The 17,979-nt window shown below is 38.7% G+C and carries 18 protein-coding genes; 5 read left to right on the top strand and 13 right to left on the bottom strand.

The genetic code is table 11. The annotated features are described in order from the left end of the window. Positions 1–70: 70 nt before the first annotated feature. The 3 genes from rpsF to rpsR are packed head-to-tail and all read left to right on the top strand — an operon-like array spanning position 71 to position 1,308. Complete coding sequence (gene rpsF / locus CVT07_RS06295) at positions 71–490, top strand: 30S ribosomal protein S6 (RefSeq protein WP_103573239.1); 420 nt, start codon at positions 71–73, stop codon at positions 488–490. A 13-nt stretch (positions 491–503) separates the two neighbouring features. Next, complete coding sequence (locus CVT07_RS06300; protein WP_021087759.1) at positions 504–1,031, top strand: single-stranded DNA-binding protein; 528 nt, start codon at positions 504–506, stop codon at positions 1,029–1,031. A gap of 16 nt (positions 1,032–1,047) precedes the next feature. Next, positions 1,048–1,308 (top strand): 30S ribosomal protein S18, encoded by a 261-nt coding sequence (gene rpsR / locus CVT07_RS06305; protein ID WP_021089765.1) that lies wholly within the window; start codon positions 1,048–1,050, stop codon positions 1,306–1,308. A 566-nt stretch (positions 1,309–1,874) separates the two neighbouring features. Here rpsR and hpf read toward each other — a convergent pair. The 6 genes from hpf to fliW all read right to left on the bottom strand — a co-directional run bounded on the left by hpf (position 1,875) and on the right by fliW (position 9,123). Next, positions 1,875–2,402 (bottom strand): ribosome hibernation-promoting factor, HPF/YfiA family, encoded by a 528-nt coding sequence (hpf, locus tag CVT07_RS06310; protein ID WP_004317788.1) that lies wholly within the window; start codon positions 2,400–2,402, stop codon positions 1,875–1,877. A gap of 80 nt (positions 2,403–2,482) precedes the next feature. Continuing rightward, positions 2,483–2,917, bottom strand: a complete 435-nt coding sequence (locus CVT07_RS06315; RefSeq protein WP_103615380.1) for a hypothetical protein — start codon at positions 2,915–2,917, stop codon at positions 2,483–2,485. Further along, on the bottom strand, positions 2,917–3,843 hold the full coding sequence (locus CVT07_RS06320) for a prepilin-type N-terminal cleavage/methylation domain-containing protein (protein WP_107935746.1): 927 nt from the start codon (positions 3,841–3,843) through the stop codon (positions 2,917–2,919). Before CVT07_RS06320 ends, CVT07_RS06315 begins: the two co-directional genes overlap by 1 nt. Then, complete coding sequence (locus CVT07_RS06325) at positions 3,840–4,484, bottom strand: type II secretion system protein (RefSeq protein ID WP_107935744.1); 645 nt, start codon at positions 4,482–4,484, stop codon at positions 3,840–3,842. Before CVT07_RS06325 ends, CVT07_RS06320 begins: the two co-directional genes overlap by 4 nt. Next, positions 4,478–8,494, bottom strand: coding sequence for a hypothetical protein (locus tag CVT07_RS06330; protein ID WP_230855691.1), 4,017 nt, complete (start codon positions 8,492–8,494; stop codon positions 4,478–4,480). Before CVT07_RS06330 ends, CVT07_RS06325 begins: the two co-directional genes overlap by 7 nt. Before the next feature lie 245 nt (positions 8,495–8,739). After that, the gene (fliW, locus tag CVT07_RS06335; RefSeq protein ID WP_012140104.1) at positions 8,740–9,123 is read right to left on the bottom strand and encodes a flagellar assembly protein FliW; all 384 of its coding nucleotides are present in this window, start codon (positions 9,121–9,123) and stop codon (positions 8,740–8,742) included. Between the two features lie 112 nt (positions 9,124–9,235). Here fliW and CVT07_RS06340 point away from each other — a divergent pair, with 112 nt between their 5' ends. After that, the gene (locus CVT07_RS06340; protein ID WP_021084369.1) at positions 9,236–9,883 is read left to right on the top strand and encodes an outer membrane protein assembly factor BamD; all 648 of its coding nucleotides are present in this window, start codon (positions 9,236–9,238) and stop codon (positions 9,881–9,883) included. Between the two features lie 8 nt (positions 9,884–9,891). Beyond that, positions 9,892–12,309 (top strand): endopeptidase La, encoded by a 2,418-nt coding sequence (gene lon / locus CVT07_RS06345; protein ID WP_107935740.1) that lies wholly within the window; start codon positions 9,892–9,894, stop codon positions 12,307–12,309. Between the two features lie 709 nt (positions 12,310–13,018). On the opposite strand, the gene mrdA is transcribed toward lon, so the two are convergent. Genes mrdA through hisB form a run of 7 tightly spaced genes read right to left on the bottom strand, consistent with a single transcriptional unit; the run spans position 13,019 to position 17,964 of the window. After that, a complete protein-coding gene (gene mrdA / locus CVT07_RS06350) occupies positions 13,019–14,839 on the bottom strand; it encodes a penicillin-binding protein 2 (protein WP_107935738.1) in 1,821 nt (606 codons plus the stop codon). After that, positions 14,836–15,327: a hypothetical protein gene (locus tag CVT07_RS06355; protein ID WP_103621256.1), complete on the bottom strand. Its 492-nt coding sequence runs from the start codon at positions 15,325–15,327 to the stop codon at positions 14,836–14,838. The genes mrdA and CVT07_RS06355 overlap by 4 nt, the downstream gene beginning before the upstream one ends. Position 15,328: 1 nt before the next feature. Next, positions 15,329–15,940: a ribosome biogenesis GTP-binding protein YihA/YsxC gene (yihA, locus tag CVT07_RS06360; protein ID WP_004317590.1), complete on the bottom strand. Its 612-nt coding sequence runs from the start codon at positions 15,938–15,940 to the stop codon at positions 15,329–15,331. Next, positions 15,937–16,413 carry a lipopolysaccharide transport periplasmic protein LptA gene (gene lptA, locus CVT07_RS06365; protein WP_103571386.1) on the bottom strand — a complete coding sequence of 159 codons (477 nt, stop codon included), beginning with the start codon at positions 16,411–16,413 and terminating at the stop codon, positions 15,937–15,939. Before lptA ends, yihA begins: the two co-directional genes overlap by 4 nt. Then, a complete protein-coding gene (gene lptC / locus CVT07_RS06370) occupies positions 16,386–16,913 on the bottom strand; it encodes an LPS export ABC transporter periplasmic protein LptC (protein ID WP_021086384.1) in 528 nt (175 codons plus the stop codon). The genes lptA and lptC overlap by 28 nt, the downstream gene beginning before the upstream one ends. Next, positions 16,904–17,392, bottom strand: coding sequence for a KdsC family phosphatase (locus CVT07_RS06375; RefSeq protein ID WP_107935736.1), 489 nt, complete (start codon positions 17,390–17,392; stop codon positions 16,904–16,906). Before CVT07_RS06375 ends, lptC begins: the two co-directional genes overlap by 10 nt. Further along, a complete protein-coding gene (gene hisB / locus CVT07_RS06380; RefSeq protein ID WP_035142991.1) occupies positions 17,389–17,964 on the bottom strand; it encodes an imidazoleglycerol-phosphate dehydratase HisB in 576 nt (191 codons plus the stop codon). The genes CVT07_RS06375 and hisB overlap by 4 nt, the downstream gene beginning before the upstream one ends. Positions 17,965–17,979: the final 15 nt, after the last annotated feature.

Below are 17,979 nucleotides of genomic sequence, written 5' to 3' on the forward strand. Positions count from 1 at the left end.
CTAAAATCCACCCTTGCTTAATGCAAAATCCTTGCTCACAAAGTGAGCTAAATATCCATAAGGAGAAAAAATGAAACATTACGAGCTTTTATTTATTCTTAAGCCGACATTGACGGAAGAGGAAGTTAAAGCTAAGGTTGATTTCGTAAAAGAAGTCATAACAAAAAACGGCGGCGAGATCGCTACTGTCGTTGAGATGGGCACTAGAAAACTAGCTTATGCCATCAAAAAATATGAGCGTGGAACATATTTTGTTATCTACTACAAAGCTCCACCAGCACTTCTTGCAGAGCTTACAAGAAACGTAAGGATCACTGAAGATATCATAAGATTTTTAAGCGTTAAATATGAAAACAAACGCGAAATCGCAGCTTGGGAAAGACTTTGCAAAGGTATCAAGCAAACTATAAAAAAAGAGACTCGCGAGCCAAGAGCACCACGTGAGCCAAGAGCTGAAAAAGTAGACGAGCAAACATTTACAGAAGAATAATCAAGGATAAAAAATGTTCAATAAAGTAGTATTAGTTGGAAATTTAACCAGAGATATAGAGCTTAGATATACTACTAGCGGCGTTGCCATAGGAAATTCTAGTATAGCTGTGACACGCAAAATCACCTCAAATGGGGAAAGAAGAGATGAGACTTGCTTTATTGATATATCATTTTTTGGCAAGAGTGCAGAGATAGCAAACCAATATCTCAACAAGGGATCGAAGCTGCTTATCGAAGGAAGACTTAAATTTGACCAATGGACCGACAATAACGGACAAAACCGCTCAAAACACTCTATCGCCGTTGAGAGCATGGAAATGCTTGGCTCAAATAACCAAACGCAACAAGGCGGATACTCTATGAATAGCCAAAATAGCGGTGGCTACGGACAGCAAGGCGGATATCAAAATAACCAATATAACCGCCAACAAGAAGCTAGACCGCAAGCTGCGCCGCAAAGAAAGCAAGAGAGTTATTCAGAAGTTCCTGATATAGACGTTGATGCTGATAGCTTCAACAATGAAGAAATACCGTTTTAATTTTAAAGGATAAAAAATGGCAGAAAAAAGAAAATATTCACGCAAATATTGCAAATTTACAGAAGCAAAAATTGATTTTATAGACTACAAAGACACTTCACTTTTGAAGTATTGCTTGTCAGAGAGATTTAAAATCATGCCAAGACGCCTAACTGGCACATCAAAAAGATACCAAGAGATGGTAGAAAAAGCGATCAAGAGAGCTCGCCACGCAGCTATCATACCTTACATAGTTGATCGCAAAGACGTAGCTACAAACCCTTTTGAAGGTCTATAATCCATAAATTTTAGCCCTATTTTGGGCTAAAATCTTTTAAATTCAACTCTTAATCTTTACTATTTCTAATCTTTTATAAAATTTTCTCATCAAATTCTTAAATTTATAAGCATTTCAAAATCACCAACATAGCCAAATTTGTTTAAATGTTATCTGCTTTTTAAATTTACCTCTTAAATCTATCATGCTTTTCTAAAAAACTTTTTTATAAATTTACTAGCCAATTTTTTAAATTTTATAAGCATTTTAAAGCCTCCAAAGTAGCCAGATTTCTCTAGACATTATCTATTTTTTAAATTTACATATTAAATTTCATCAAGTTTTTTTGAAAGTCTTTTATAAATTTCACTCGTTATGTTCTTAAATTTATGCACCATTTTTAAACAACAAAATATTCAACGAATGCTTTTTAAATTTATTACGCAGTTTTATATTATTTGCAAGTTAAACTTAGAGCTTGTCCATGAAAATTCTGCCAATGACACAAAACACCAAAAAACACAAAATAAAATTTAAAACAAGAGTTAAAAGCGAATAATAAATTTAGGGGCAAAGCGCCCCTGGTTTTAGTATAGACCGAAAGTTCCGTCTGTTCTTTTGTAGATGACGCGCATTTTGGCATCGACGTCGTTAAATACGTAAAATTGTTTATCGCTTGATTTTAGTTTATCAAGTGCTTCTTCTACCTCAAGAGGTTTGTAAATTTCAAGCTCCATAGGCACGATCTCCTCAACACCTTCGATCTTTTCTTCGCCTATTCTCGAGCGAAATTCTTTATCATCAGCCTTGCCTTTTACTGTAAATTTCTTATCGTGCTCTCTTCTTAAAACTTTTGAAGCCTTTTCGATAGCAAGATCGATCGCTGCATAGAGATCTTTATCTTTTTGGCGAACGACTATCGTGTCTTTGTGAGCCATATTTAGAGAAAATTCTGCATTAAAGCCCTTTTTACCTTGCTTTTCATCCGCTCCTACTACGCATCTTGCTGAGATGATGTCAAGGTTGTACTTGCCAAGGGTGTCAAAAGCGTCTTGGATGTAGTTTTTGATGGGCTCTGTTAGCTCAAATTGTTTTCCTACAATGCTTATGTTCATCGCAATCTCCTTTATAGAAAGTAAGATGATTATAACACGACGAAACTAAAAGCAAATTAAAGTAAAATCTTTATAAAATTTTAAAGTTTCTGAAGAGTTCGTTTGTGAAAATTTATAGGATTTGAGGCTTTTCCTGGTTTTGAGCTGACAAAGACATCGAGCATTATCGTGCCTTGATTTACTCCAGTAGCAGCCACTGCATCACCAGAACAAATGCCCATATCGCCAAAGTATTTTATAAATACCTCGAAAGTAAATAGCTCCCCAAATTCGCCTTTTATTGGATTATTCTTATCGCCAATACAAACTGCCCCAGCTTTATAAAAATCATTACTGAGAACGGCTAGTATCGCATATTCTGTCGCTGCGCGAGCTACTAGCTCACTTTGCTCTCTTAGGTAAATTTCGCTATTTTGCTTAACTGAAGTACTAGCGATCGAAAGAGCTAGCATACAAATAGAGCTTGCGATCACCACAAAAAATATCGCTGCAATGAGCGTAAATCCTCGCCTCATCAATAAACCGCCTTTGACTTACAGATGGTTATCTCTGAGTTTTTTGCCCTCATGCAAAGTTTTAGCACGATGACGCCATTTTTTTCAGTAAAGACAAACCTCGTAACGTTTTTGGCGAGGGTTGCTTTTTCGCCATTTTGTTTATATTTTTCTCCCATCCATGGACGATAGTCGTAGTATAAATTTAGATCAAAGACGCCATTTGCCGCATCTTTTGGATCAGCGCTTTGCTCTGGCACTATGGCATTTGCTGTGTAGGCTAGATGATACTGTTCTGAAATTTGCTTGTTTGCAAAACCAGAAATTTCTAGAGTATCGCCATCAGTGCTTTTTACACCAACTTTTGCTATGTCTAAATTTGAAATATCTTTATACCCAAAAGAGTTTTGCACATTGTAATAAACATCAGAAAATATCGCTACAACGCCACCATCTTTATCTTTAAAATCAACACAAGTGGCATTTGTATCTTCCCTGCAAGTTAGATCTTTTATGGTTTCAACAACTTCGGTAGAAAAATTACTTCCAGGACTTATCAGACCAGTTGCTGGCGAGCTCTTAGCAAGATCCGCATAGCCACTATATCTGCCTGCTTTATTACCAGAAGGCACATCGTTAAAAATTTCATACGCATAGGGGATAAATTCTAAAATTTCATACTCGGCATTTAAATTTACCCCGCTATCGTTTAGCGCCAAAAAAGCTCCATCAGTTTTTCTAGCGATCACGCTTGGCTTTATGCGGTGCTCTAGCCTCTTTGAAATTTGCTCCAGTGCGATCTCCGTTTGCGTCTCGAGCTCATTTACTGTCTTTGTTTGAAAGTAGTTTGAGTAGATGTTCATTATGGCGTTAAAGCTCATCATAGCAATGATACCAAGCACGACGATAACGACTACAAGCTCAAGAAGAGTAAAGGCTCTTTTCATTTCCACACTTTCGTATTTAGCGAGCCGCCCTCACCTAGATTAAAAGCGTAAGCTCTTAGCACTGATGTAGTCTCTTGTTTTGTGTTGTTTTTATACGAAGTAGCAGTTACAATTATCTCTTTTACGTCGCTGTTGTCTAGCCCTAAATTTGGCTTAAAATCCCCATTACCATTTTTTATTCTGACGTTATATTCTGAGCCAACTATATAGTCTCTGCTTTGATTTGCTGTGTTTAAATTTTTATTTTTTGTTTTGTAATAATCCACAGACCTCACTGCCGCATCAGGTGCTAGATCTGGTGAATTTTCATAGGCAAAAACTCTATGTCCATCGCCTGTTATTTTATTTATCTTATAAAATTCGTTTCTATGATCACCTGGCTTTAAGATGATAGGAAAAAAGTAGGCTGTCTCAGCGCTACTGCCGCCGATATTTGTCGAGACCTTGATGACCTTGTCGCTAAAAGGAGCTTTTAAGATAAGCCCCATGTAGGTCTTAGCATTCATCAAGCTCTCTTGTGTAACCGCCTTTTGATTTAGCTCAGATGTGGTCTTTAGCACAAGCGGTATCGACGTGCTGATGATCGCTACAACGACTATCGAGAGGATAAGCTCTATAAGAGAAAAGCCTCTTTTTACCAAGAAATTCTCCTATTTGTCTTATCGCTTAGATCGTTAAAGTTATTTTCGCCGCCTATAACATTTCCCACGTCACCTTTACTAGAGCCACTTTTTAGGGTCTTGCCAGCCCAGTCGCCATTTGGCACGAGAAATCTCACTGTAAAATCATTTGTCGCTGCATCTTTATCAAATTCATTATATATGAGCCAGTTTTCTGTATGCATCTTAGCTATATCTGTAACCGCTCGGTCATTTTTTACATAAATGTAGCTGACGCCGTCACTAAGTGCTGTCTCTTTGGCTGTATCTCGTGTAGTGTGATTTGAAAATTCGTAACTATCGACATTGCCATAACTAGCATCGTGCAGAGGATTTACATACCATGAGTGCGTACCTGCAAACTCCTCCCAGCGAGCGCTTGATCCAGGCTTTTGCAACATAAATTTACTCTCGTCGCAACCATTGCAATACACTCCGTAGTAAATTTTTGCCTTAAAGCCAGTGTTTGGCCCCTCATAGTAAGGTGCGTATGTCCTAGCGTAGTAAAATTTCGCAGATGTTTTTGTGGTTGGCTTTTTGTAATTGCCATTATTTTTTGTTTTATTTGCATCGACTAAACTCTCAAACGTGAAAGTATCACTTGTTACCTCAAAAGGATTTTTAACCATATTTTTCTCGCGCTTGAAGTTAAATTTGAGATTTACATCAGCGTAGCCACCTTTAAACGCTTCTTTTTTAACTTCAAAGAGCCCTTCGTGTAAAGAAGATGGATTTACTTTTTCGACTTTACTAGCATCAAGATTGCCAAAAAACAAAATTTCACTATTTAGCTTGGCTAGCCCATCTGTATCATTTTTTAGTAAAGTGCCATTGTTATCAGTATAGCCATCTATCATTTCTCCTACTTTTATCTTAAAGCGTGTATTGTTTGAGTAACAACCGTCTTTATATAAAAGCGCGGGATTATCATCAAAAAGTCTAGCTTTTACTCTAAAACTCAAGATAGGAGTAAAGCTCGCACTGCTTTCATTTGCGATGTAGCTAATGCCTCTTGGCAAAATTTTAAACTCGCTTACTTCAAGATCATTTGGCTCAAAACCAAATTTTTTCTCGCCAAATTCTATATCGCAACCGACCTTGCCTTCGGTATTTTCATTATTATCACTCTTATCAAGCACACAGTCACTATCTTGTGGTGGAGTTTTTTTATCTATGCTTGTATAGCTTTTATCCACCACATAAAATTTAGCATTTCCGATATCAGAGAAAGAAAATCCCTCTTTATTTGTTTTTAAATTAGTTATAGTGCCCACTGCTTTTGCTGGATTGTCAAAGGCTATCTTTAGTTTATTGTCTTCACTTAGTCTCTTTTTTGTATCTTCGGTGATTATGCATCCTGCCTTATCCACAGGCAAGATTGATACATTATTTTCTGTATAACGATTTACACCTGTTACGGAGCTACCTGCGATTAAGGTATTTGTATATCCATTTGCAAGAGTTGTCTTGTCCATATTATAAGCAGCTAAAGTTATGTCCTTATAGTCTTTACCTCCCACAAGTACGCTACTACCATTATATACACCACCACTGCCTGACTTATCATAGAGCTGAAACATAGCTGGTCTTACAGCAAATGCATCAAAGACTTCACACTTTACCACATCTTGATTTTTTGGTTTGCTATGATACTTTAGCTTAACATGAAGTTTTCTATAAGGTCTTGGCACGGTTACTTTTACTTCTTCAGTGTCTTTACTTGCAAAATGAAGTGTCACAGGATAACCTAATACAGAATTTTCATCGCTGCAGTTCTCTACAAGTTTAAGATCTACATCAGTAGGTGAGTCGGGTGCTTTTGCCTTTCCATCTATCTCGCTATAGTTTGTGATGTATATACTAAAAGGTTTTTTCGCTATCTTTGTAAAAAGCCTGTTTTTATAATCCCCATTTGAATTATCATCTTTTTTACTTCGTGGATAGAAGTCATTTTCTTCTTCCTCTACGATCTTTAGATTAGGCGATGTTGGAGTGCATTCGCTTATCCTATCATCAAACTTCAAGCCTGCGTCACTATTTTGAAATTTAGCCTCATATCTTGTTTTTTTATACTCTTTTTCTATCACTCCTATATACTGAACTCTTGCATAGTTTCTATGATCATGCGTTAGCTCTCCGCCTACTGCATGACTTGCGTTTTTTCCTATTTTATATTCTAAAGTATGGCTATCAATTCTGTTTAGATTTTCATTAGTATCACTAGTAAGCGTAGTCCAGTTTTCTGAATTTTGGCTCGTATCAGATATTATCACCTTACTAGTTCTTAAATTAGTAGAAGTGTCCTTGTAGCTCATAAATTCAGGTTTTAAATTTACTCTTAAGATAGAACCATAAGCATCCTCACTACCTCCATTTTCAACTGTTACAGTAGTCCTTACCAAGGAGCCTTTTTTTACGATAGTTGCTTCACCAGAACTGCCTTTTAACTTTACAGGTATCCAGCTAGCACCTTTATCTCTACTGACCTCAAGCTTTTCTGTGTAGCACACTTTAGGATCATAAAGCAGTGTTGAAAAGGCTACCATACCTATGTTTTGTCTATCACCTTGAAATGTACCACTTGGCTCTCTATATCCAGTGGCTTTAAACTGCACTTCTACTTCTTTTTGTTTAGGACCCATCTTGTTTGATATATCTATCAAGTCTAGATCCATTTGACTGTTGTAAATTCTGCCTGATACAGCAGCTTCATTAAATCTTGCTATTGAAGAGTTAAATTGATTGCCTTTTGGATTTTCTGAAGAAAATATAGTCTCAAAATTACCATTATTTTCATTTTTTACCGCAATATCTTCACCTTTTATTTCTGCTTTACCACCAAAACCAAGAAAGCCTAATGCTGTATTTATATTTCCGCTTGGTGGAGTATAAAATCCATCAAATTTTAAATTAAAAGATTCTTGTGGGGTAGCACCTGCACTTGTAGGAAAAATATTTGCCATACCATCATATATATTTACCGCCCTTGGCTCTACGCCTGCTCTTTCGCCATCTTCTTCAAAGTCATAAACTATAACTAAACTCCATCCACCAAACTGAGGTGGTGGATATGATGTGATCCACTCGCCATCAGCAAAAACTATCGCACCTCGGCTCATACTATAGTCTCTCTTACAAAATTGACAATTAGGATTAGTTTCTAATTCGCGAGCATTATATATTACTTCGTAATCAAGTTTTTGCTCTAGATCAACTATACTAGAAGCTATACCTCCAACAGCAAAAGTCCTACCACCAGAGGCAGTGGTATTAATATCACCAAGGCTATCTTTTACAAGTTTAGTTACATTAGCACTTGCTTGGTACATCATATAAACTGCACCTCTTCCACCAGTATTTGCTGGCGACCAATACTTTATACTATCACTTGTTACAACACTTTCATAACTATTGTTTTTATAACCGTCTGTGAATGAACTAAGCCAATTAATATCATCTTTATCTGCTTCAATAACATAAGAGCCTTTAGGTGTTTTAAAATTTACTCTAGAAAAATCAGATATCACACTAGCAAATTTACTAAAAAGGTCAGCATGTTCGCTCCATGGTTTATAAATGCTACCACCCCAGTATAGTCTGGCATACTTTATCTTACTACCATCTACATATTTTTTTTCATGCTCACTTTTACCACTAAATGTAAATGTTGCGCGAGAGGAATTTGGAAATTTTGCAGAAGCAATGCTTGGCTCATCATATACAAATTCCTTTTTTACGACTGAAGAAGTTCTTGTTTTACCATCTTCTCCATCCGCAACAGAAGCTTGTGGTATAAAACCATAACCACCAAATAAATTTATGGGTCTTATTACACTAGCACCTATAATATCCATATCTCCGATAACTCTTTTAAAGCTGGCTTCTTCTCTTTTTTCTAGTGTGTTGTTATTTTTAAGATTTGAAGACGTGTATCCAGCTATATGTCCTTCTGTATATCTAGTGGTTGCTGTTTCAGCAATAATAAACATCATTTTTGTCTCTGTAGGATAATACTTTATACAGTGCTGCAAGCCATCTTCATCTATACGACAACTAGTTCCACTTGGACAAGTATTGTTAGCACATGAGCTGTTGGTTTCTTTGATAAATTGGTGACCTGCTGGATACACTGCATCACCAAAAACATAGATAAAAGATAAAAGAATAAAAAAAAGAATTTTCAAATTACAATCTCCTTAATGTAATTAGAGCTAAGAGCTCTAAACGTCCTTGTTTGTTATTTTTGTATGAAATTTTCTATCATTTCAGCTTGTCCGTATTGTGGATATTTTGTAACGTCAAGCACTACTTGAGATAAAGTCATATTGTCCATATTGCAAACGATAGGAGCTACGAAATTCACGGTTGATTTCTCAAGAGGGAGGGCAACTACTATGATGTTGTAAATTCTAAGTTGCGAACTCTCTTTGATATCCATAAGCTCTTCATAGTAGCTTGGGATGTCAAATTCATAACTTCTTAACGCAAAAGGATTTATCATTGTAAAAGATGTTTCGTCATCTTTGCTCGCTAGCTTAACAAAAAATTTATCAAGCTCAATCAGTTCCATCGTCTTGATATGCTCGAAGCCTAAAATAGGGCTTTTAACACTAAAAATCATACTAACTCCTGTTTTGTAAAATTGCCTTATTTTAGCATAGTTTTAAAAAATTTATACAAAAATAATGCCAAAAAATGTAAAATAAGCGAATTTAAAATTTTTAAGGAAAAGCATGAAAAAATTTTCTAAATTTCTAGCAGTCGTAGCTCTTTTAGGGCTTTTTAGTGGTTGTGCTGAAAAATACACCGAACTTTACAATCTAACTCCAGATGAGTGGTACGCTCAGGTCATCGCTGACATCAAAGATGGCGACTTGGAGTCTGCTGACAAACACTACGTTTCAATGGCGAGCGAGCACGTTGCAAGCCCGCTTTTAGAGCAAATTTTACTCATCCTTGCACAAGCTCATGCAAATGACGAAGAGTATCTCATGGCAAATCACTATCTTGATGAGTACATCAAAAGATACGGCGATAACGGCCCAAAAACAGAATTTGCTCAGTATCTAAAGATAAAGGCAAATTTTGACTCATTTACCCAGCCAAACCGCAACCAAAAGCTAATGGAAGATAGCGTAACCGAGATCGAGAAATTTCTTTATATGTATCCAAATACCGAGTATAAGCCACTTATCGAGACTATGCTCATCAAATTTAAACTAGCGCTTTACTTCCTAGATATGCAAATAGCAGATCTTTACAAGAGAACTGGCCGTGACGTTTCGGCTAAAATTTACGAGCAAAAGCTAGAAGAGTCGCCGTTTAAAAACTCAGACCTTATCAAACCTGACGTGGCATGGTATAGAAAACTGTTTGAATAGGAGAAATTTTGCAAATAAACGAAAACAAAAGCTTCCCAACTGAGATCCCTATCATCGTTGAGGACGAGCTATTTTTATATCCATTTATGATAACGCCGCTTTTTTTAAGCGACGAAGAAAATTTAAAAGCGCTTGAGCTTGCCATACAAGGAGAAACGCCGATCCTTGTCGTGCCTACAAAGCCACAGCAAGACGGCGCTAGAGACTTTGACGGCATCTATGACGCAGGCGTGATCGGCACGATAATGCGCCGTGTGCCGCTACCTGACGGACGCGTAAAAGTGCTATTTCAGGGCATCGACAAAGGTAAAATTTTAAAACAATCAGGCATAAATCCACTCCGTGGCATCGTCGATATGCTCCACGTCAAGCGCCCATCACAGGTCAAAACTGACGCTCTCATCGTAGTTTTAAGAGAAAAAGTAAGAGAGCTTTCGCAGTTTAGCCACTTTTTTCCACCTGATCTTTTAAAAACGATCGAAGAGAGCGCTGAAGCGATCAGAGTTTGCGACCTAGTTTCAAGCGCGCTTCGTCTAAAAAAACAGATTGCTTATAGCTTTTTTGTTGAAGAAAATTTAGAGCAGCGCCTACTAAAGCTCATCGACTACGTCATTGAAGAGATCGAGGCAAACAAGCTCCAAAAAGAGATCAAAAACAAGGTTCATTCAAAGATCGACAAGACGAACAAAGAGTACTTTTTAAAAGAGCAGCTAAAGCAAATTCAAGCTGAGCTTGGAGCAGACACGAGCCGTGAAGAGGAGCTTGAGGAGTACCGCAAAAAGCTTGATGCGAAGAAGAAATTTATGGCTGAGGATGCCTATAAAGAGATCAAAAAACAAATAGACAAGCTCTCCCGCATGCACCCAGACTCAGCAGATGCAAACACCTTGCAAAGCTACCTCGACTGGGTACTTGAAATTCCATTTGAGAATGTAGCTAAGAAAAAGTCCTCTATCACTGAAGTGAGCAAGCACCTAAATGCCGACCATTACAGCTTAGAAAAGCCAAAAGAGCGCATAGAGGAGTATTTTGCCTTGCGCGAGCTTTTGGAGCTTAGGGGTGTTGGCGAAAAGGTAAATAACGGCGCCATTTTATGCTTTGCAGGCCCTCCAGGTGTGGGTAAAACAAGCCTTGCAAACTCGATCGCAAAGGCGCTAAAGCGTGAGCTAGTTAGGATCGCACTTGGCGGACTTGAGGACGTAAATGAGCTAAGAGGTCACCGCCGCACCTATATAGGTGCAATGCCAGGCCGCATCGTGCAAGGGCTCATAGAAGCCAAGCAGATGAATCCAGTGGTTGTTTTAGACGAGATCGACAAGGTTGGCAGAAGCTACAGAGGCGATCCGACCGCTGTTTTACTTGAAATTTTAGACCCAGAGCAAAATAATAAATTTAGAGACTACTACTTAAATTTCAACATCGATCTTAGCAAGATCATCTTCATCGCCACAGCAAATGACGTGAGCATGATACCAGCTGCACTCCGCGACAGGATGGAGTTTATCGAGCTTAGCTCATACACTCCACAAGAAAAATTTGAGATCGCTAAAAAATATCTCTTACCTCAAGAGCTTAAAAAGCACGGCCTAAAACCAAGCGATGTGAGCATCAGTAAAGAGGCGCTTGAGCTAATAATTAGCGACTACACAAGAGAGAGTGGCGTGCGAAATCTACGCCGCAGGATCGCTGATATACTAAGAAAAGTCGCCAAAAATATCCTCACCAAAAAGAATGAAGGCAAGATCAGCGTCACGGCTAAAAATTTAAAAGAGTTTTTAGAGAAAAAGGTTTATGAGATCGAGCCAGCGGATAAAAAAGATCAGATCGGCTTGGTAAATGGTCTCGCGTGGACGAGTGTCGGTGGCGATGTGCTAAGGATCGAGGCTATCAGGATCCAAGGCAAAGGCAACATGCAGATCACCGGCCAACTAGGCGACGTGATGAAAGAGAGCGCTCAGATCGCATTTAGCGTCGTAAAAGTGCTGATAGATAACAAAAAGCTAAAAGTGCCGATGGCTATCGTGCCAAAACTAGATGATGACAAGCACAAGCTAGAAGCCAGCGATGTTTATAGACGCTACGACCTTCACTTGCACGTGCCAGAAGGTGCTGTGCCAAAAGATGGCCCAAGCGCTGGTATCACGATGGCGACAGCGATTGCGTCGATACTGACTGACACAAAGGTCAAGCACGACATCGCAATGACTGGCGAGATCACGCTAACTGGCAGAGTTTTACCTATCGGTGGGCTAAAAGAGAAGCTCATCGCCGCTCACAAAGCTGGCATCAAAACAGCTCTGATACCTCGCAAAAACTATGACCGCGACCTTGTCGATATCCCAGCTGAAGTAAAAGGCGACATGAAGATCATCGCCGTAGATACGATCGATGATGTGCTAAAAAACGCTCTTGTAGCTAAAAAATAATCCCTACTCTAGCCCCATTTTGTCTCACTTGGGGCTAGGAAAATTTATAAATTTTGACGATCCTAAAATCCAAAAAAACGCCATATGGCACATAGAAGTAATTAATAAATTAAACAATATAACGCGAAAATTTCTAACAAATTTTAAAATTTCAGGAACGAGCAATTTCGGCTCTAAAATTTGAGCTAAGCGGCAAGCGAAGCCAAATTTTAATAGTCAATTCTTGCGAGTGAATGTAATTTTAAAATTTGTAAAATAGCAAATTTCTATTTTTGAAATCTCAACTTTAAATTTATAAACTCTTTTATCCAAAAGGGAGACAAGGGGACTTGAATTACGAAGCCGTCCCCTTATCCCCCTTTAAATCCCCTAAATCCCCCGCACGTTCAAAGTGCATGCGATAGCACTATCGTGCCACATGCGGCTAAAAAGTCTAGCAAATTTTAAATTTTCATGAACGAGTAATTTTAGCTCTGATTTTAGTGGCAGGCTATGCGAGACCTAAAATCAGTAGTCAATTCTTGCGAGAGAATGAAAATTTAAAATTTGCAAACTTTATATTTTTTGTTAAAAAAGGATAAAAAACTTGAATTACATTCTGCTTGTAGCTTGAAAATCAAAATTTAAAAAAGAATATACTCAAAAACTTCCTCCTATTTACATATAAGCTTCAAAATCCTAGGGCTTGCCTCTATATACTCAAAAAATTCTATTTCTTCTCTTTCTCAGTCTGGACTTTATCAAGTTTTATATATCCCATTTCAACTAGCTTGTTATAAATTTGAGAGATTTTTGGTCCAGCAGCGCTACCACCGTGGCCGCCGTGTTCGACAACCATCGTGATGACGTACTGTGGATCCTCAAAAGGCGCATAGGTCGTCATCCACGCGTGAGATCTTTGCAGATACGCCATATCCTCCTCTTTCATACGCTTCTTTTCGGTTTGTGAGATGCCAACGACCTGAGCTGTTCCAGTCTTTGCAGCAACCTTTACAAGACTTCCCACAAAGTGCCTATTTGCCGTGCCTCTTGGGTGATTTGCCACCTCATACATCGCATGTCTAATGGCAGGTAGCTGTGACTTCTCAAACGGCGTAAAAGCATCATCTGTTGGCGTAAAATCAACATCCTTGCCATCTATGCTCTTTAAAAAATGTGGCGTCACATTTAGCCCAGTTGCAAGGCCTGCTGTGTATTTAGCCACCTGCATAGGCGTGACTAGAAAATTTCCCTGTCCGATAGAGGTGATGAGCGTCTCGCCTTGAAACCACGCCTTGCCATACTTCCTCATCTTCCACTCCCTGCTTGGCAGCGTCCCCACAAACTCGTTTGGCAAATCAACCTCTGTTTTTCTACCAAAACCCATACGCTCAAGTATCGGCACAATGGCATCTATACCTATCTTTTGACTACCCTTGTAAAAATAGTCATCGCAGCTCTCTCTAATGGCTGTGTTCATATTAACCGTGCCATGACCATGCGAGTTCCAGCAGCGAAATTTACGCCCTCCAAGCTCATACGAGCCACTACAAAAAAAGCTATCATATTTGCTCATACCATTGTCTAAAAAGGCAAGAGCCATACCCATTTTTACGACAGATCCTGGCGGGTAGAGGCCGTTTATTAGCTTATTTGTAAATGGGTGATCGACATTTTTTACAAGCTCTTCCCACTCAGCCTGAGAAATTCCAAGCACAAAAGGATTTAGATCATATTCAGGAAAGCTTCCTGCTGCGATTATAGCGCCATCTTTTAGGCTCATAACTATGACGCTTCCTGCATCCTTACCAAAGACGTCAGCGACAAACTGCTGAAGCTCAAGATCGACGGCGAGCTTTATGTTTTGACTTTGTGGCGCTTGATAGCTCACCTGCTCGATCTCTTCATTTAGCGCATTTACCTTGATCTTTTTAAAGCCTTGAATTCCTTGCAAGATAGGGTTATAAAAGCGCTCTACGCCGCTTCTACCGATATAGTTTGTAAGCTTTGTCAAAGGGTCGTTTTCCATATCTTTTTGATTTGCCCTACCGACGTAGCCGATGATGTGAGAAGCTAGGTCGTTGTATGGATAGTGGCGCTTTGAAGCGGGTCTTATCTCTAAATTTTCACGCAGAGAAAGTGGCGCAAAAAATGGCAAAAATTTATCATAATCAACAAATTCGACCACGTTTATGAAGTCTTGGTTGTAAGCTGAGTCGTTTTTTATGTATTCATTTTTAAGTTTGGTGACGTTTAGATCGCCAAATAGCGAGCCGATATAGGCTAGCTCATCGTCTAAAATTTTCACCTTTTTGTTTGCGCTAAGGTGCGGCCTTACATAGATAGAAAATCCTAGGCGATTGACCGCCATAGGCTTGTCGTGCGCATCAAAGATGATACCTCTAACTGGTGGGATGTAGATAGTTTTTATCGCATTTTGCTCAGCGATCTCGTTGTAGTAGGTGTTTGAATTGACACTTAGGTGGTAAATCCGCCCCAAAAGCATGATCCAAAAAAGAGCAATCACGCCAAAAACGATACGCATCCTCATAGCACTTTGTCCCTAAAAAGCACGATAGCAAGCACACTTTCAAGCGCTATGAAAAATAGATACTCTGCGCTAAAAGTCAAATTTGGTTCGTTTAAGACGTAGGCAAAAAGGTTATTTACAAGAAAGGTTAGCACATAGCCAGAGGCGACAAAGATTACAAGCAGGCAGTTTCGCCACTTCATCGTCGTATATAGCCAGTCTAGCACGAAGTTGTAAAATAGCAAAAATGCAATGATAGTTGAAAAGAGATAAAAGCCATGAATTTGCTCAGCAAAGACCAAGAAAACGAGTGAAAAATACCACGAAGGCTTAAACTCATCATACTGCTTTTGCTTTCTTGAATACTCTAAAATCATATATGTAAAAAAAATGCCAATAAGTGGCGGCAAGAAGCCAAACTGCGTAGTTGCGATCTCGTAAGAGAGCAAAAAAATAGCCCACCAAAAGCCTTTGAAAATTTTAATGTCTAAGCTGCTTATGGTTTGCATTTTACCTACCAAGAGCGTGGTTTATGATAGCTTCCCGTGCCTTGTCGATGCCGCTTTTGCTGAGTGTCGAGACCAAAATACCACTTGGGTCAAATTTCATTATCGCACTCTTTTGGCTTTGATTTAGCTTGTCGCTTTTTGTGTATAAATTTAAGATTTTCTGATCAGCTCTTAAAAAGCTTTTTAGGTAAGAATCCACGTTTACGTCGATGTCTAAGTCAAAATGTCTAGCGTCGATTAGATGTATAAAAAGTCTGATGTCGCTTCTAAATTTCAAAAACTCATCTAAATTTTTACGCCACTCGTCGTGTTTTGACTTTGCAACTTTTGCGTAGCCAAAACCTGGTAGATCAACCAAGATGAGTTTAAATTTCTCTTTTTCACTCTCTTCTTTTTCCTCACAAAACTCAGCCTCAAAGAAATTTATAAGCTGCGTTTTGCCAGGAGTTGATGAGCTTTTGGCTAAATTTTTTTGATTTACAAGTGCGTTTATGAGGCTGCTTTTACCAACATTTGACCTACCCAAAAAGACCACCTCGCTTGTCACAAAGCTTGGAGCCTCCTTTATGCTTGGGCTTGAAGTGATAAATTTAGCGCTCAAGGCTCTTATCACTTGGTTTTATCCTCGATCTGAAAGATAAATTTAACCGGCTTTTTCTCGTCGCTATTTACGCTATATGTGCCATCTTTTTGATTGACAACGATCTTTTCACCATAGACATTTTTATCAGTCTCTACCTCGTGCAAGTAGCCGTTGCCAGTTACTGTGTATGTCTGCTTTGCTGGCTCGTATGTGAGCGTGTCGCCCTTACCCTCATAGTGCTTATCTTTCATGAAAATTTTAGCTCTAGCGTTGCCTGTGGCTACATATTTTACTGGCTGGCGCTTTTTATCAAAATGCACAACGACTTTGTTTGCCTTTAGCTCATCGTATGAGCCTTTTTTGATATTTACATTGCCTACAAACTCGCTGATCTGCTTATTTTCATCTGCGAAAAAATCATTTGATGTGATCTCAACCTGCTCTGCATTTAAAAATGTAAAGCCCAAAATCATCGCTAAAATCGCTGCTTTTCTTCTACCCATGCCCTTAACCCTTTTATCTGCGTTTGTTTTTTACCAAGATCGTAGCTACCACTATCACCTAATGCTTTGTCGCCATTTCTAGTGATGGTGAAATTTGCTTCTGATCTTACTATTTTTGTCTTTGTGTTGTATATAACTTCATCGCTTTTAAATTTCAAACTATCATTATTTTCATAGTTTGCATTTTTTTGAAAGATTATCTCATCATTTTGCGAGATAGCCTTGTCTGAGCTTAGAAAATGTCTTAAATTTCCCCTTAAAATTCTCGCTTTAAAGTCTAAAAATTCATCCCTGTCGCTATATCTGTTTAGCTCATCACTCTCATAAACTCCGCTTATCTTAGTTGAGTTTATCTCATAATCAACCACGTCATTTACCTGCATATTTGATATCTTTGTATCAACCTTTAGCACGTTTGCTAGGTACGGGTCTTGAGCCGCTAAAAATATCATCACAGCACTAAAAATGGCCACGACGAAGTAGAAAATTTTTACAACCAACGCTTAGACCACTCGTCATATAAATTTTCTGATCTTATGATCATCTCGATCATCTCTCTAACAGCGCCATTGCCGCCTTTGTGCTTTAGCTTTGTCTTTACATCAAGCTCTTTAATGGCATCTTTTGGCTTAAAGCTCCATGCAACTGCGTCTAAAATTTTATAGTCATTATAGTCATCACCGATAGCTGCTGCGTTTTTAAAGCTAAGCCCTTCAAATTTTAATATCTCGCTTGCTACTTCAAATTTATCGCCAACGCCTTGATAGACGTGATTTATCTTTAGATCCTCAGCCCTTCGTTCAACGATAGCCGACTTTCTGCCAGTGATGATAGCCACTTTCTTGCCAAGCTTTAGCCAGCTCTCTATCGCGTAGCCATCTTTTACATCAAAAAATTTAAGCTCTTCGCCATTTGCATTGTAGATGATCTTGCCATCAGTGAGGCACCCATCAACGTCTAAAAATATAATTTCTATCATAAAACGCCCTTAGTGCTTGGAGTGCCGATCCTTGCGTTTTTAGCAAGCGCTCTACGGAGTGCTACAGCAAATGATTTAAATGTTGCTTCGATGATGTGATGAGTGTTTTTGCCACGAATTTGATTTAGATGAAGAGTGATGGCTGAATTTATAGCAACTGCTCTAAAAAACTCCTCCACAAGCTCAGTGTCAAACTCACCAACTTTGGCATTTTCATTAAAATTTTCATATACGAGGTAAGCTCTGTTGCTAAGATCTAGTGCGCAAAAAACAGCCGCCTCATCCATAACAACGCTAGCCTCGCCAAACCTCTCAACACCGCTTAATGGATACAAAGCCTCTTTTAAAAGCTGTCCCAAAACTATGCCAACATCCTCGACGCTGTGGTGAAAATCCACATGCGTGTCGCCCTTACATGAAATTTCAAGATCGAGCAAAGAGTGCTTGGTAAAAGCTTCAAGCATATGGTCAAAAAAGCCAATGCCTGTGCTTATCTTTGCAACCCCAGAGCCGTAAATTTTGAGTTTCATTGAGATTTGCGTCTCTTTTGTGTTTCTAGTTAGTTCTAAAATTTCCTCTCTCACGCC

The organism is Campylobacter concisus (genome assembly GCF_003048875.2).
Taxonomy (GTDB): Bacteria; Campylobacterota; Campylobacteria; order Campylobacterales; family Campylobacteraceae; genus Campylobacter_A; species Campylobacter_A concisus_AU.